Annotated in this window: 11 protein-coding genes; 7 read left to right on the forward strand and 4 right to left on the reverse strand. The window is 70.1% G+C overall.

Annotated features, from left to right (window positions below; all coding sequences use genetic code 11):
• The first annotated feature begins 7 nt into the window (after window positions 1–7).
• The 7 genes from IZR01_RS00255 (at window position 8) to IZR01_RS00285 (ending at window position 13,384) form a co-directional block, all read left to right on the forward strand.
• Window positions 8–3,286, forward strand: coding sequence for an ATP-dependent helicase (locus IZR01_RS00255; protein ID WP_228553667.1), 3,279 nt, complete (start codon window positions 8–10; stop codon window positions 3,284–3,286).
• Window positions 3,283–6,666: an ATP-dependent helicase gene (locus IZR01_RS00260; protein ID WP_194922460.1), complete on the forward strand. Its 3,384-nt coding sequence runs from the start codon at window positions 3,283–3,285 to the stop codon at window positions 6,664–6,666. The genes IZR01_RS00255 and IZR01_RS00260 overlap by 4 nt, the downstream gene beginning before the upstream one ends.
• 158 nt (window positions 6,667–6,824) lie before the next feature.
• Window positions 6,825–8,159: an ABC transporter substrate-binding protein gene (locus IZR01_RS00265; RefSeq protein ID WP_194922461.1), complete on the forward strand. Its 1,335-nt coding sequence runs from the start codon at window positions 6,825–6,827 to the stop codon at window positions 8,157–8,159.
• 59 nt (window positions 8,160–8,218) lie between these two features.
• Window positions 8,219–9,601 carry an aldehyde dehydrogenase family protein gene (locus tag IZR01_RS00270; protein ID WP_323746861.1) on the forward strand — a complete coding sequence of 461 codons (1,383 nt, stop codon included), beginning with the start codon at window positions 8,219–8,221 and terminating at the stop codon, window positions 9,599–9,601.
• Between the two features lie 62 nt (window positions 9,602–9,663).
• Window positions 9,664–11,082 (forward strand): dipeptidase, encoded by a 1,419-nt coding sequence (locus IZR01_RS00275; RefSeq protein WP_194922462.1) that lies wholly within the window; start codon window positions 9,664–9,666, stop codon window positions 11,080–11,082.
• A gap of 31 nt (window positions 11,083–11,113) precedes the next feature.
• Window positions 11,114–12,199, forward strand: coding sequence for an NAD(+) diphosphatase (nudC, locus tag IZR01_RS00280; RefSeq protein WP_228553666.1), 1,086 nt, complete (start codon window positions 11,114–11,116; stop codon window positions 12,197–12,199).
• A 93-nt stretch (window positions 12,200–12,292) separates the two neighbouring features.
• A complete protein-coding gene (locus tag IZR01_RS00285; RefSeq protein WP_194891085.1) occupies window positions 12,293–13,384 on the forward strand; it encodes a trypsin-like serine peptidase in 1,092 nt (363 codons plus the stop codon).
• Between the two features lie 69 nt (window positions 13,385–13,453).
• Here the strand turns inward: IZR01_RS00285 and IZR01_RS52020 are convergent, their stop codons facing one another.
• The 4 genes from IZR01_RS52020 to IZR01_RS00300 form a co-directional block, all read right to left on the reverse strand.
• The gene (locus tag IZR01_RS52020; RefSeq protein ID WP_267254728.1) at window positions 13,454–13,585 is read right to left on the reverse strand and encodes a hypothetical protein; all 132 of its coding nucleotides are present in this window, start codon (window positions 13,583–13,585) and stop codon (window positions 13,454–13,456) included.
• Window positions 13,586–14,504: 919 nt separating this feature from the next.
• A complete protein-coding gene (locus IZR01_RS00290; RefSeq protein WP_369125460.1) occupies window positions 14,505–15,413 on the reverse strand; it encodes a helix-turn-helix domain-containing protein in 909 nt (302 codons plus the stop codon).
• Window positions 15,368–15,886, reverse strand: a complete 519-nt coding sequence (locus IZR01_RS00295) for a DUF6879 family protein (RefSeq protein ID WP_228553664.1) — start codon at window positions 15,884–15,886, stop codon at window positions 15,368–15,370. The genes IZR01_RS00290 and IZR01_RS00295 overlap by 46 nt, the downstream gene beginning before the upstream one ends.
• On the reverse strand, window positions 15,864–16,091 hold the full coding sequence (locus tag IZR01_RS00300) for a hypothetical protein (protein ID WP_194891083.1): 228 nt from the start codon (window positions 16,089–16,091) through the stop codon (window positions 15,864–15,866). Before IZR01_RS00300 ends, IZR01_RS00295 begins: the two co-directional genes overlap by 23 nt.
• Window positions 16,092–16,230 lie beyond the last annotated feature (139 nt).

Genomic DNA, 16,230 nt, shown 5'->3' on the forward strand with positions numbered 1-16,230 from the left:
CGAAACATTGTTCGACACGCAGGCCCCGCCTCAGGTCAGCGGACCCCCGCTGGACCCGGCGCAGCGCCGCGTCGTCGACCATCCCGGCGGGCCGCTGCTGGTGCTGGCCGGACCGGGGACCGGCAAGACGCACACGTTGGTCGAAGCCGTCATCGCCAAAACCGACCCCGATCGCGCGGCCCTTCGCCCCGACCAGGTCCTGATCCTCACCTTCAGCCGCAAGGCGGCCTCGGAGCTGCGTGACCGCATCGGCCGCCGGCTGCCGATGTCCGGCGTCGCGCCGCTGGCGACCACGTTCCACTCCTTTTGTTACGCACTGGTCCGCCGCTTCCAGGACCCCGAGCTGTTCACCGAGCCGATCCGGCTGCTGTCCGGCCCCGAGCAGGACGTGTTCGTCCGTGACCTCGTCTCCGGCAGCATCGATGTCGGGATAGGCGGTGGCGCGCTCGGCGAGCGGATCCAGTGGCCGCAGGATCTGCGGGCCGCGCTGGCCACCCGCGGATTCGCCGAGGAGTTGCGGACCGTGCTGTCCCGGGCCCGGGAGCTGGGTCTGGACCCGACCGAGCTGGCCCAGGCCGCGCGCCGGGCCGACCGCGGCGACTGGTACGCCGCCTCCGCGTTCTTCGAGGAGTACCTGGACGTGCTCGACGTCCAGGGCGTCCTGGACTACGGCGAGCTGGTGCACCGCGCGGTGCTGCTGGCCGGGCAGGAGGACGTGCGCCGCGAACTGCGCCACGACTTCCGCGCGGTGTTCGTGGACGAATACCAGGACACCGACCCGTCCCAGGTGCGGCTGTTGGAGGCGCTGGCCGGGGACGGCGCCGACCTGGTGGTCTTCGGCGACCCGGACCAGTCGATCTACCAGTTCCGCGGCGCCGACGTGCGGGGCATCCTGGACTTCCCCGAGGCGTTCCGGAACATGGACGGGACCCCGGCCGACACCGCGGTGCTGCGCACCTCCCGCCGCTGCGGCCCCGCGCTGCTGAAGGCCTCGCGCGAGCTGACCCGGCGCATGCCGATCCCGTTGCTGCCGGTCGAGAAGGTGCGCGAGCACCGCGACTTGGCGGCGGAAGGGCCGGTGGTCGACGGCCAGCCGATCGAGGGCTCGCTCCAGGTCTTCACCTTCCCGACCCCGAACACCGAGCTGGACAACATCGTCGACCTGGTGCGGCGCGCGCATCTCGAGGACGGCATCCCGTGGGACGAGATCGCCGTGCTGGTCCGCTCCGCGACCCGGTCGATCCCGGCGCTGCGGCGCGCGCTGATCACGGCCGGGGTGCCGGTCGACACCTCAGGCGACGAACTGCCGCTGGCCGCCGAGCCCTCGGTCTCGGTGCTGTTGCAGGCGTTGCGGGTCGCGGACAACGAGGAGGCGTTGACGCCGGACGTCGCGCGTTCGCTGCTGTCCGGGCCGCTCGGCGGCATGGACGCGTTCGAACTCCGCAAGCTCGCCCGGGCACTGCGCGCTGAGGAGCGCTTAGCGAATCAGAACGCTGTCGCGCCGGAGCCCCGGGAGATCACTGACGCGACGGTCACCGGCGTCCGCCCCAGCGAGGTCCTGCTCCGCGAAGCTCTCGCCGAGCCCGCGCGCCTGATCGCCATGGAAGAGGACGTCGCGCGTCCGGCCTACCAACTCGGCATGCTTCTGCTCCGCACCCGCCAGATACTGCGCGGCGGCGGTTCGGTCGAGCAGGCGCTGTGGGAGCTGTGGAGCGCCACCAAGTGGCCGGAGCGCCTGGAACGCACCGCACAGCGCGGCGGCAACACCGGCCGCTCGGCCGACCGCGACCTGGACGCGGTCTGCGTCCTCTTCGACTACGCCGCCCGCGCCGAGGACCGCGCGACCGGCCGGGGCGTCCGCAACTTCATAGCCGATCTGGAAGCCCAGGAGCTGGCCGGCGACTCGATGGCCGCGCAGTCCTCGCGCGGCGGCGCGGTGCGCTTGATGAGTGCGCACAAGTCCAAGGGCCTCCAGTGGCGCTTCGTCATCGTCGCCGGGGTCCAGGACGGCCTGTGGCCGGACCTGCGGCTGCGCGGTTCGCTGCTCCAGGCCGACCTGATCGGCCGCAACGGCCTGCGGTCGATGGAGGAGATCCCGACCGCGGCGACGCTCCTCGCCGAGGAACGCCGGCTCTTCTACGTCGCCGCCACCCGCGCGCGCGAGCGGCTGGTGGTCACCGCCGTCGACAGCGCCCTGATCGGCGACGACGCCGCGGCCGAGTCGCCCTCGCGGTTCGTGGACGAACTCGGCGTCGACGTGCAGCCGCTGCCCGGCCTGCGCAAGCGCGCGCTGGCGATCCCGGCCCTGGTCGCCGACCTGCGCCGGGTCCTGACCGACCCGAAGAGCTCCGACCAGCTGCGCCAGGCCGCCGCCGAACGGCTGGCCCGGCTGGCCGACTCCCAGGCCAACGACGGCCGGCCGCTGGTGCCGTCCGCGCATCCGGACAAGTGGTGGGGCCTGGTCGAGGAGACCGACTCCGAGCAGCCGGTCCGCGACCCGGCCAAGCCGCTGCTGCTGTCGGCCAGCCAGGTCGCGGCCATAGACGAGTGCTCGCTGCGCTGGTTCCTGGACCACGAGGCCGCCGCGCACGAGCAGAAGACGGTCGCGCTGGGCTTCGGCAACGTGGTGCACGTGCTGGCCGACGAGGTGGCCAAGGGCGACACCCCGGCCCGGCTGGACGTGCTGATGGAGCGGCTGGACCGGGTCTGGGACCGGCTGTCGTTCGAGGCGCAGTGGCAGTCGCCGCAGCAGAAGGAGGAGGCGCGCGCCGCGCTGGAGCGGTTCCTGGCCTGGCACGTCACCGACCGCGGCCGGCTGCTGCACTCCTCGGAGCAGGACTTCGATGTGCGGCTCGACGTCGAGGGCTTCGACCTGCGCATCCGCGGCTCCTTCGACCGGGTGGAGACCGACGAGGCCGGGCTGACCTACGTGGTCGACTTCAAGACCGGCAAGAACGTGCCGACCAAGAGCGAGGCCCAGGAGCACCCGCAGCTCGCGGTCTACCAGCTGGTGGTGCGCGAGGGCGCGATACAGGGTGTCTCGAACGAGTCCGGCGGCGCCGAGCTGGTGTTCCTGCGCGAGGGCGATTCGGCCGGGCTGCCCAAGACCGCCGAGCAGGACCCCTCGCTGGAGCAGCCCGGCGAGACCCCGATCGAGAAGAAGCTCGCGAAGATGGCGGCGCGGGTCCTGGACGAGAACTTCGCCGCCTACGGCGAGAAGCAGTGCGGCACCTGCGTCTTCCGTAAGTGCTGCCCCAAACAGCCCGAGGGAAAGCAACTCCTTTGATCCGGGACACCGAAGATCTGAAAGCACTGCTCGGGGTTCCTTATACGGAAGAACAGCTCGAAGCCATCACGGCTCCGCTGGAGCCGGCGGTCATCGTGGCCGGCGCCGGGTCGGGGAAGACGACCGTCATGGCCGCCCGGGTGGTGTGGCTGGTCGGGACCGGGCAGGTGGGGCCGCACCAGGTGCTCGGGCTGACCTTCACCAACAAGGCGGCGGCCGAGCTGTCGGAGCGCATCCGCAAAGCCCTGCGAAAGCTGGAAGACGAAGAACTCGATGACCCGGACTCGGATGTCGAGGAGTCGGTGGGGGAGCCGACCGTCTCGACCTACCACGCCTACGCCGACCGCCTGATCAAGGAGCACGGCCTGCGCCTGGGCCTGGAGCCCTCCGCGCGGCTGCTCGCCGACGCCACGCGCTACCAGCTCGCGGTCAACGCGGTGCGCGGCCCCAAGGAGCTGAAGTACTTCAAGGGCAAGGTCGCCGACCTCGCCGACAAGGTGCTGGCCCTGGACGGGGAGCTGTCCGAGCACCTGGTCTCCCCGGAGGCGCTGCGCGAGCACGAGGAAGCCTTCATCGGGCAGGCCGAATCGTTCCGGGACCCCAGGAACGGCAAGGCGAAGCGCGGCTACACCGACTTCCTGAAGGCCGCCGAGATCGCCAGGCAGCGGGTCGAGCTGTCCGAGCTGGTCGAGCGCTACCGGGATCTGAAAGTGCGGCGCGACCTGATCGACTTCGGCGACCAGATGGTGCTCGGCGCCCGGCTGGCCGAGGAGCGGCCGGAGGTCGGGGCGATCGAGCGCGAGAAGTTCCGGGTGGTGCTGCTCGACGAGTACCAGGACACGTCGGTGGCGCAGCGCCGGATGCTGGTCGGATTGTTCGGTGGCGGGCATCCGGTGACGGCGGTCGGCGACCCGTGCCAGTCCATCTACGGCTGGCGCGGCGCTTCGGTGGCGAACCTCGACGACTTCCCGGACCACTTCGCCAAGCCGGACGGCTCCCGCTCGCGCGGCTACGCGCTGAGCGAGAACCGGCGCAGCGGCGGCCATCTGCTGGAGTTCGCGAACGTGGTCTCGGACCCGCTGCGGCAACGGCACACCGGGGTGCGGCAGCTGCGGCCGTCGGAGGAGAAGGCGGACAAGGGCTGGACCCGCGTCGGTCTGACCGAGACCGCCGAGGACGAGGTGAAGTGGGTCGCGCGCATGGTCGCCGACGCGCACTACCGGGGCGGGGTCGCGCTGCGCGAGATCGCGGTGCTGGTGCGCAAGGGCAACCAGATCCCGCCGCTGTATGAGGAGATGCACGCGCAGGGGCTGCCGGTCGAGGTGGTCGGGCTGTCCGGGCTGGTGCACCTGCCGGAGGTCGCGGATCTGATCGCGATGCTGGACGTGCTGGACGAGCCGATCGCCAACGCCTCGCTGGTCCGGCTGCTGACCGGGCCGCGCTGGCGGATCGGGGCGCGGGACCTGGCGCTGCTCGGGATGCGGGCCCGGGAACTGGTGCGGGACCCGGCGGACTTCGCCGACCGGGCCGGCCGGGACCGGCTGGCCGAGGCGGTCGCCGGCTCGGATCCGACCGAGGTGGTCTCGCTGTCCGACGCGATGGCGGATCCGGGACCCGACCTGGCGTTCTCCGAGCAGGCCCGGGTCCGGTTCGCCCGGTTCGCCGCCGAGATCCGGATCCTGCGCCGACGGCTGTCGGAGCCGGTCCTGGACGTGCTGCACCGGGTGATCTCGGTGACCGGCCTGGACGTGGAGGTCGCGGCGTCGCCGAAACTGGTGGCGCAGCGGTCCGCGGAGACGCTGGCGGCTTTCCTGAGCCGGGCCGCCGACTTCCAGGACCTGGAGGGAGACCAGTCAGTAACCGCTTTCCGTGCCTACCTGAAAGCGGCCGAGCGGCACGAGCGCGGGATCGACGCCTCGCTGCCCTCGCAGGGCGACTCGGTGAAGCTGCTGACCATGCACAAGTCGAAGGGCCTGGAGTGGGACGCGGTGTTCGTCCCGCACCTGGCCGGCGCCGCGCAGAAGCCGCGCGAGTCGTGGATCGGGTCCGGCGCGGTGCTGCCCTACCCGTTGCGCGGCGACGCCGAGCACCTGCCGGTCCTGGACGACGCCGGTAACACCGCCGCGTTCAAGTCGTTCAAGGAACAGGCCAAGGAGTACGAGTCCTGGGAGGACCTGCGGCTGGAGTATGTGACGGTCACCAGGCCGCGCTACTACCTGACCGCCTCGGGCCACTGGTGGGGGCCGACGCAGAAGCGCCGCCGCGGCCCGGACACCTGGCTTTCCGGGCTGTACGAGCACTGCCAGGACGGTCACGGCGAGATCGTCGCGTGGGCCGCCGAACCGGACCCGGACGCGGCGAATCCCAGCCTCGGCGCGACCGAGGCGCGCTGGCCGGTGCTGCCCGACGCGGAGGCCGCTGAGCGGCGTCGGCTCGGCGCCGAAATGGTGGTCGCGGCGCTCCATCGGCGGCAGGCCGAGGCGTACGGCGAACCGATGGACGAGGAGCCGTTTCTTGAGGAACCTCAAGAGGCTGAGCAGTCCGACGGACGCCCCGGCGGTCCGGCGGACGTCGCGCCGGGCGCCGACTTCGGGCCGCCCGCGCTGATCGATGAGACCGGCGAGCCGGTCGCCGCCGCACTGCCGGCTCAGCGGCCGCCGGAGCAGCCGGAGCAGCCTGGGCCAGCGGCACCCGACGCCGAGACCGCCGCCTGCGCCGAGGACCGGGCGGCCATAGCGTCCTGGGACCGCGACCTCGAAGCCCTGCTCGAGGAGCTCAAGCGGGGTGACGCGATCCAGCGCTACGCCCCGCTCCCGTCCTCGATGTCGGCCTCCCAACTGCTGCGCTACCGCTCCGACCCGTCGCGGTTCCGGCGCGAGCTGGCGCGTCCGATGCCGCAGCCGCCGCAGCCCTCGGCCCGGCTGGGCACCAAGTTCCACGCGTGGATCGAGTCGCTGTTCGGGCAGCAGGCGCTGTTCGAGTACGAGGATCTGCCCGGTGCCGCCGACGAGGAGATCGCCGACGAGGTGGACCTGAAGGAGCTTCAGGAGGCCTTCCTGCGCACGTCATGGGCCGATTCGGTGCCGGCCGCCGTCGAGCAGCCGTTCCAGGTGGTGCTGGCCGGCCGGGTGGTGCGCGGACGCATCGATGCCGTATATAAGACTACTGACGGTTGGGAAGTCGTCGACTGGAAGACCTCCCGGTCGCACGACGCGGACCCGGTCCAGCTGGCGGTCTACCGGCTGGCCTGGGCGGAGATGCGCGGGGTGCCGCTTTCGGCGGTTTCCGCGGCGTTCGTCTACGTCCGCGGCGGCGCCACCGTCCGGCCGACGGGACTGCCCGACCGCGAGGAGCTGGAAGAGATCTTCGGGGACGGCTGAGCCGGTTCGGCGGCCGCGCCCGGCCGGGCTCGGCGAACGCCGGGTGGCCGGGATTCAAACGGGGGCGCGGCCCCGCGTTGTAAGCGTTTTCCCGGTAGCCGTACCCTGCCGTCATGCCATCGCAGTCCAGGGGAAGACATAAGAGGCGGAACATAGCCGTGACGGCCGCGGTGCTCGTCATGGCCGCGACCGTTCCTGCTTGCTCAAGCAGCACGTCGTCGGGAGCCGCCGCCGGCGGGTCGAAGACCTTCACGTACTGGTCCATGTGGAAGGAGAACGAGCCGCAGGCCACTGTGATCAAGGAGGCGCTGGCCTCCTACAAGGCCGCCACCGGGGTCACGGTCACCGTGGAGTGGCACGGCCGGGGCGTCCTGGACGACGTCGCCGCCGCGCTCAAGGCCGGCAAGCCGGTGCCGGACCTGTCCGACGGCAGCATCAACACCATCCTCGGCGCGGCCGCCGAGGGCGTGGGCGTCACCGACCTGACGACCCTGTACCGGCACCCGGTGCCCGGGGAGAACCAGCTGCTCGGCGACATCGTGCCGGACAAGTACATGCCGCTGCTGAGCGACGCGACCGGCGCCGAGGTGATGGTGCCCTACGAGGTCGCCTCCGAGGCCGTCTTCTTCGACAAGACCAAATACCCGCAGCTGTCCGCGAACCCGCCGCAGACCTGGGACCAGTTCGTGGACCTGATGGGCGACATCAAGGCCAAGGGCCAGGCGCCGTTGGCCCTGGACGCCAGCCCGGGCAACGCCGCGTACTGGGTGGAGTGGATGTTCGAGCGCGAACTCGGCCCCGGCCAGTTCAAGCGCACCGCCGAGGAGCAGAACGCGACCGCGGCCGGGGGGGACAGCCGCTGGGACGACGCCCGGCTGCTCGACGGCGCGCAGAAGCTCGAAACGCTGATCAAGGGCGGCGACTTCGCGCCGGGCTGGAACACCGAGGATGCCAGCACCACCAGCGCCCACGGCAAGGACCAGCAGAACGCGTGGGCCGCCGGGAAGGCCGCGCTCATCCTCGGCGGCACCTGGGTGCCCAGTGAGACCAAGCGCACGGAGAACGTGGACAGCTTCGTGTTCCCGGCGATGCCGGCCGTGGGCGGCGTGCGTTCCGACGACTCCGCGGGCGTGAACTTCTTCGGCTTCGCCGTCCCCAAGGCCGGCAAGAACGCCGACGCCGCCGAGAAGTTCATCCTCTACTTCATGGCCAAGAACCAGCTGTCGAAGATCTCCACCGAGGCCGGCAACATGACGCCGCGCATCGACATCCCGGCGCCGAGCGTGCTGGCCACGGTGCAGACCGCGCTGACCAACCGCACGGTCTTCCCGGACCAGGACGCGCTGATGCGCGACGACTCCAAGTGGTACACCACGGTCTTCCAGCCCGCGTCCGTCGCGTTCATGGTCGGCAAGCTCACCCCGCAGCAGCTCATCAGCAAGCTGAAGTCGGACTCGACGGCCTTCTGGGCTCAGTCGGCTGCCGCCAAGTAGCCGCCGATCCTCAACCCGCGGGACTTGGGTGAGTGCGGCGGCGGGGTTACCCTGGTCTGGTGACATATCACACGACACTGGATCAGGCCGCCCAGGCGGCGGCGTCAGCGGCGAGCCCTTACGGCTCCTGGAGCGCCGAACGCCGGCGCGACCTGCTCCACGCGTGCGCCGACGCCCTGGAAGCGGCGCGCGCGGAGCTCGTCGAACTGGCCGGCCAGGAGAGCGGGCTGACCGAAGCCCGGCTGGCCGGCGAGGTCACCCGGACCACCGGCCAGCTGCGGCTTTACGGTGACCACGTCGCAGCCGGCCGGCACCTGTCCCGGCGCAGCTCGCCGGGGGCGGCGCTGGGCGGGGCCGACGTCTACACCGTCGACGTCCCGCTCGGGCCGGTCGCGGTGTTCGCGGCGTCCAACTTCCCGTTCGCCTTCGGCGTCCCGGGCGGGGACACCGCCTCGGCGCTGGCCGCCGGCTGCCCGGTGGTGGTGAAGGGGCATCCCGCGCAGCCCCGGTTGTCGCGGCGGATCGCGGAGATCCTGGGCACGGCGGTCGCCGGGGCCGGGGCGCCGAATGGCACCTTCGGCTTCCTGGACGCCGAGTCGACCGACGGCGACCCCAACAGACTCTCCATCGAGCTGGTGCAGCACCCCGCGATCAAGGCGGTCGGCTTCACCGGCTCGTTCGGCGGTGGCCGGGCGCTGATGGACGCGGCGGCGGCGCGGCCCGAGCCGATCCCGGTGTACGCGGAGATGGGGAGCGTGAACCCGGTGTTCGTGCTGCCCGGTGCCATCGCCGACGAGGCGGGCCGGAAGAAGTGGGCTGAGACGCTGGCCGGTGCGGTGACCGGTTCGGCCGGGCAGCTGTGCACGAAGCCCGGCGTGGTGTTCGTGCCGGAGACGGCCGAGGGCGAGGCGCTCGGCGACCTGACCGGTGTCCTGATCGCGGACAACGCCGCGATTCCGATGCTGACCGACGGGATGGCCGCCGCGCACCGGCATTGGCAGGAGCGGATCACCGGCGCGGGCGCGGACCAGGAGCGTGCCGGCAAGCCGTTCGCGGCGCAGATCTCTGCGAAGGACTTCGCGGGCGACTACCGCGAGGAGCACTTCGGCCCGGCGGCCGTGATCGTGCGCGCGGACCCGGCCGAGTACCCGGCGCTCGCCGACTCGCTGGAGGGCCAGCTGACCGCGACGATCATCGCCGACGACGCCAGCGACGCCGACCGCGAGGCGGCTCGCGCGCTGTTGCCCGCGCTCGTGGCGAAGGCGGGGCGCGTGGTCTGGAACGGCGTGCCCACCGGTGTCGCCGTGGTCGAGGCGATGCAGCACGGCGGGCCGTGGCCGGCGACGTCGGCGTCCTGGAGCACCTCGGTGGGCACCGAGGCGATCCGGCGGTTCATCCGGCCGGTCGCGTTGCAGGGCGTCCCCGTGGACCTGGTCGGCTGAGCGGTTCCCCACCCCCGAGACCGGCGCGGATCGACGGTCCGGGGCAGAGGTAAGGTGCACGCATGACTTCTGCCTCGGACAAAGCCGTCCGTCCGTATGTAGCCGAACACGCCGACGAGTTCTTCGCCGAGCTCGACGAGTGGTTGCGGATCCCGTCGATCTCGTCGGACCCGACGAGCGCGCCGGAGGTGCGCCGGTCGGCGGAGTGGCTGGCCGCGAAGCTGCGGGAGATCGGCTTCCCGACGGTGGAGATCTGGGAGACCGCGGACGGCGCGGGGCTGCCGACGGTGTTCGCCGAGTGGCCGTCCGGGGACGCCGACGCCCCGACCGTCGCCGTCTACGGGCACCACGACGTGCAGCCGGTGACGCCGCTGGAGCTCTGGGACACGCCGCCGTTCGAGCCGACCGTCAAGGGCGACCGGCTCTACGCCCGCGGTTCGGCCGATGACAAGGGCCAGCTGGCGTTCCACCTGCTGGGACTGCGGGCGCACCTGGCCGCGACCGGCCGACCCGCGCCGGCGGTGAACCTGAAGATCATCGCCGAGGGCGAGGAGGAGTCCGGCTCCCCGAACTTCCGCGCGCTGCTGGAGGAGAAGCGGGACCGGGTGTCGGCCGACGTCGTCGTGGTCTCCGACACCGGCATGTGGGACCGCGAGACCCCGTCCACCTGCACCGGCATGCGCGGCATGATCTCCGGCCAGATCGACCTCAGCGGCCCGGCCACCGACGTGCACTCCGGCTCTTTCGGCGGCGGGATCCCGAACCCGCTGACCGAGCTGGTGCGGCTCCTGGGCCGGGTCCACGACGATGACAAGCACGTGGTGATCCCCGGCTTCTACGACGGCGTGGTCGAGCTGACCGAGACCGACCGCGAGATGTTCGCCAAGCTGCCCTTCGACGAGCAGGCCTGGCTGGGCAACGCCCGGTCCGCCGCGACCGCCGGCGAGGCCGGCTTCACCACGCTGGAGCGGGTGTGGGCGCGCCCGACCTTCGAGCTGAACGGCTTCTGGGGCGGGCACACCGGCCCCGGCCACAAGACCATCGTCCCGGCCTCGGCGCACGCCAAGATCTCGATGCGCCTGGTGGCCGGCCAGCAGCCGCTGGAGGTGGCGAAGAAGTTCGAGGACTGGTTCCACGCCAACATCCCGGCCGGCCTGACCGGCACCCACCACTGGGAGTCCGACGGCGTGAAGCCCTGCATGACCCCGCTGGACCACCCCGCGGTGCAGGCGATCAGCCGCTCGATGGGCAAGGCCTTCGGCGAGCCGGACGCCCCGCGCGAAGTGCTGTTCACCCGCGAGGGCGGCTCCGGCCCGGAGGCCGACCTGCAGGAGGTCATCGACGCGCCGGTGGTGTTCCTCGGGGTGTCGCTGCCCTCGGACGGCTGGCACTCGCCGAACGAGAGCATGACGATCCCGTTGCTGCTCAAGGGGGCCGAGGCCGCCGCGTACCTGTGGTCGGACCTGGCCGAGAAGCGCTGAGGCGGCCGGACGGAGCGGGGAGGACACGTCGATGAGTGAGCAGATGAGCGGCCTGACAAGTGAGCAGGCGAGCGGCCCGGAGAGCGACCAAGCGAGCAGCCCGGCACGGTATTTCGAAGGCGAACTCGGGCGGATGCCGCTGGCGCGGTCGGTCGTCGACCGGGCCGGCGAGCGGCGTACCGACGACGAGTGGCTGGCGGCGGTCTGGGCCGATCCGGGGACCCGGGTGTTCGCCGTCGACGACAGCCGGGCCGAAGCGGTCCTGGACCCCGAGGCCGGGCTGGTGTTCCGCCCCGGGGCGGTGTTCGACGCCGGGTATCCCGAGGCTGAGCGCTACTTCCTCGGCCTCGACGATGATGATGTGGCGTACTTCGCGGTCAGCGTCGGCGCCCCCGGCCCGGACGGCCGGCCGACGGCCTCCACCGCCGGTTCCGCCTCCACTCCGGGCGCGGCGCTGACCTCGCCGGAGCCGCCGGCGGCCGAGGCGGCGCCGGCGCTGGGGGAGTTGCGGCACGTGCGCGAGGTGGCTGCGGTGCTGCCGGACCGCGACGGCGGCCTGCTGGCGCATGCGATCGGTCTGGACAACTGGCACCGTACGCACGGCTTCTGCAGCGTGTGCGGGAACCCGACCCGGATCACGTACGCCGGTTCGGTCCGCAAATGCGACCACTGCGGTACCGAGCACTACCCGCGGACCGACCCGGCCGTGATCATGGCGGTCGTCGACTCGGACGACCGGCTGCTGCTGGCCCGGAACTCGGCGTGGCCGGCGAACCGGGCCTCGGTGCTGGCCGGCTTCGTCGAGCCCGGCGAGACGCTGGAGGCCGCGGTGGCGCGGGAGTGCGCCGAGGAGGCCGGGCTGAGGATCACGTCCGTGCGCTATCTGGGCAGCCAGCCCTGGCCGTTGCCGCGCTCGCTGATGCTCGGTTTCACCACGACCGTGGACGACGCGACGCTGAACCTGGACGGCGACGAGCTGGGCTGGGCCAAGTGGTACACGCGGGCCGAGCTGAAGGAGGCCGTCAACACCGGGGAACTCCTGATGCTGCCTACCGACATCTCGATCGCCCGCCGTCTGGTCAACCACTGGTACGGCGGCGACCCGGTCGCGCACTGACCTACTTCCCTCATCGGATCAGCCGACGACTCAGGCTTCTTTTAGAGAACCATTGATAGGGTTTTCGGCGTTGAAGGGAGGGGAGGCTACGCCATGCTGATACGCCCACGCCGGGGCCGGGGGATCAAGAACCGAGTGGTCGCGACGCTTGTCGCGCTGGCGGCGGTGTCATTGGCGGCCGGCTGCTCGAGCACCGGTGTCATAGGCCAGTCCTCCTCCGGCGGTGATTTCGGCAAGGACTTCGTCGGCTCGGTGCTGAGCCCGGGCGCACCGTCCGCGGCCGGGGGTTCGCACCAGGGCAAGGACGGGGGGCTGACCGGACAGCAGTCGTTGCCCTCCTTCGACAACGCACCGCTGCCCGCCCCGGTCGCCGCGCACGAGCTGCCGGGCCCGTACACCACCGGCTCCGGCGCCGTCACCGGCAAGCTCTTCTTCTACCGGCAGGGCGACGCCAATTCCGGGAACTACTACGTGTGCTCCGGCACCGTGATCAAGAGCCAGAACGCCAGCCTGGTGTGGACCGCGGGGCACTGCGTCCACGACGGCAAGGGCGGCACCTGGCACCTGGGCATGGTCTTCGTCCCGGCCTTCGACAACTCCGACGGCGACCCCAACGTCGACCCCAGCGACCTGTCGGCCTACGCCCCACTGGGCACCTTCTCGGCCGTCCACGTCTGGACCTCGCCGGAGTGGGTCAAGACCGGCGACGACCACGGCGGCGACCTGGCCCACGACTACGCGGTGATCGAGGTCGGCCGCAACGCCGACGGCCAGACCCTGGACAGCGCGATCGAGTCGGCCGGCGCCAAGCCGGTCCCGATGTGGTTCAACGCCCCCACCCAGCAGGCCCCGCAGATCTCGATCCGCGGCTACCCCGCCGCGGAGCCTTTCAACGGGATGTCCCAGTGGGGCTGCACGGCGGACTCGGTGCAGCTGCTGAACGTCGCCGAACTGGGTCCCGACGCCAAGGAATACCGCGCCGGTTGCGACCTCACCGGCGGGGCCTCCGGCGGCGGCTGGTTCGCGCACGCTCCGGGGCAGGCGTCCGGGGACGTGTCGTTGGTGACGAATACTTCGGTGGGTAGTGCGCACAACGCGCATGGCGGGAACTGGCTTGCCGGGCCGTATCTGGATGCGAATGCGAAGCAGCTGTACAACATCGCGAATTCTTCGTCGACGCCTTGAGCGCAGGGTGGCGACGGCTGGCGACCCCGACCTGACGATCGGCGGGCACTGGCAGCTGGCGATCGGTGGCTAACGCCCGCCGATCAGGGCCGCGTGTCTGCCCGACGTCGCCGGGCACACCGGACTCGACGTGTGCTTACCCGAGGTCACCACGACGCCCACCACGATGAGGGCGATCAGGACGCCAACTACCTTGGTCATGAGATCAGGTGTAGTCGCGCGGTGACCGATACGTCACGAAGAGTGCGCAGATGCCACCCGAAGGTGGGTCAAGGCCTCCACCCCCGCTCCACCCCGAAGTCAACCCCAGGGTTGAAGCCCGACACCCGCGTCGGCCAGTACTTTCGCTGTTGAACCCGATAACGGGGGAACACAGAAGCAGTTCTAGGAGGCCGCCGTGTTTATCGTTTTCATCATCCGCCGCCTGATACGCATGTTCCAGAACCGGCGCTAGCTGTTGCTGAACGCGGAGGCCTCCGGTCGGGAGGCGGCGGCCTCCGGTCTGGGAGCCGGAGGCAGCATGAGCCAGCCTGCCGACCGACGGGATCGCGGACGAGTGGGGATCTATGCAGCCCGCTGCTTCGCGGGCCAAAAAGTGAGGATGGGTTCTTCCTGAAAGCGTGTGGGCTGTTCATGGTCACGCCACCACACCAGCCAGTAGGAGCCACCGGGCGACTGTTCGCAGTGCTCGAACACGCGCAGGACGCGGCCCTGAAGGACTTCGGTCCCGGGGGCAACGCTGGAATGCGAACGGCGGTCACTTCCCGGCGGCCACAGGTTCACTGACGGGCTCCCTCCATGCGAGATGAACAGGGGTGCCCTCATGCGCGGTGAGCTTCGGCCCGGTCGTGTCCATGCTCACCCACCGGTTCACTGACGTGCACCCGAGTACATCCCACCAACGGCCATCGATGGCGAGCACATGCCCACTGACCAGGTTGCCCAGCGTCAGCGGCTCGTCGGTATCGAACCTGTGGACGCCACGGGGAAGGTATGAGGGCAGCGCGGTGAACCGCGCCACGATCCCTTGGGAGGTCGGGTTCCCGGTTTCTCGGAGCATGTCCAAGACGCTACGGAAGGCGTGACCAGCGCCTCAATGAACTAGACCAAACTTGACGAGTCACCCGAGAGCTTCGATAGCAGCGGTGATCAGGGAACGAGCCGCCTTCCCCTTGACCGCCATGCCGGAGAGCGCGGAGAACGCGCGAACATACACGTCAACCTCGCTAGGCGCGGTGATCGTCACCTGAGCGCCAAGCAACTCGATGGAGACGAGCTTGTCGTCGTAGATGTTGAACGTCTCAACAGGCCACATGGCGCGCGGGGACGATTCGGGGATGATGCCGAGGCTGATGCTCGGGAGGGACATCCCCGACAGGAGTTGAACAAGCTGCGCCAACATCACTTCGTTATCGCCGATGTGATACCGAAGGACTGCCTCTTCAAGCAGGATGGCGAACGTGTGGTTGCCCTCGCGGACCACCTTGGAGCGGTCCAGCCTGGCGGTGACCGCTGTGTCGACGTCGTTCTTCGTGCCGTGGAAGTCTGTGATCAAGGTGAAGAGTGCTGTGATGTAGCCGGGCTCCTGGAGCACACCCGGCATGAAGTTCGAGCAGTAGATCTTGAAGGATCGAGTTTGCTCGAACAGCGGCACCTTGTGCTGCTGAAGCCTGGTGAGGCCGGCCGACTGCAAGCGACGCCACTCCACATACATGCCTTCGATGTTGCGGGCCGTGGCGATCAAGTCTTCAGCTTGGTCCTCTGCACCGCAGATCCGCGTCCACGTCCCTACGTCCTCCTCGGACGGCGGCCGACTTCCGGACTGGAGTTGAGAACACTTGGTCTCGTGCCAGCCGGCCTCTTGGGCCAGAGCCCTAGCGGTGATTCGTGCATCCCTGCGGATCGTACGAAGGCGCTGGCCCAGCGCTTCCCTTGCTTGCTGCGCTGCCGACGATGGGGACTTGGACACGGTGAGTGGGTCGCTCAGCCAGCGGGCCGGTAGTTCTCGTGCGGCGTGGCCCGCTCCCACACGGCAGCGAAGCTGTCAGAGCAGAACTTCACCCGTCGTGCGTCATCGTCGTAGGTCGAATCCAAGTAGGTTCCGTCACCCGCGAAGTGGAGGAATTGAACCACTCGGCCGTCGAAGATCCACAGGTCATTGCCGGGGAGTGCCAGATCTGACGCATCGCGTCTCGGGAGCCACCTGACTTGCTCTCCAGCAGCGACGTTGTGTTCTGCCGTGATGTCGTACTCGAACTGCGCGAAGTCACTCAGGGGCTCAGATACGATCCGGACCCGCTGGATCTCGACTCCGCGTGCTGTCGTCGTCTGAACCAGCTCACGCCACTCCTGGCTAGGCGCGTTGGTGGGCGCGCCCCGGTACCCGCCCTGCCATGCGATGAACGCTTCAGAACTCCGCGTGTAGCCGTCCCGCATCTCCAGATGCACGGCCGACCGCTGGACGGAGGCCATCAGCTCATCAAACGACGTGGCCACTGCCACCGTTCACCTCCGGGAAGAACCGCGTCATCCGTGCCGGGAACTCGATCACTGTCTCGTGCTCGGGGATGCTCAGCTGAGCGAGCCGATCCGCATCCACCACCTTCCACCCCTGAAGCAGGTAGTTACCGGTCGCGTCGTCGTAGTAAACGGTGGGGGACTGTCCGTTCTCGCTGTTCGGGTCCTTGCCGAGCATGTGCAGAGCCATGGTGCCCTCCTGCGTCGTGGGTGACGACCGATAAGACCGAGCTTGCATCGGAGGTGATCCGGGACGCTAGGAACTTGACCGAACTTGACCGACAAGCATCATGGGTTCGGGCACAACGAAGCCCCGACACGTTGTGCTC

It is taken from the genome of Catenulispora pinisilvae (assembly GCF_015356865.1).
Classification (GTDB): domain Bacteria; phylum Actinomycetota; class Actinomycetes; order Streptomycetales; family Catenulisporaceae; genus Catenulispora; species Catenulispora pinisilvae.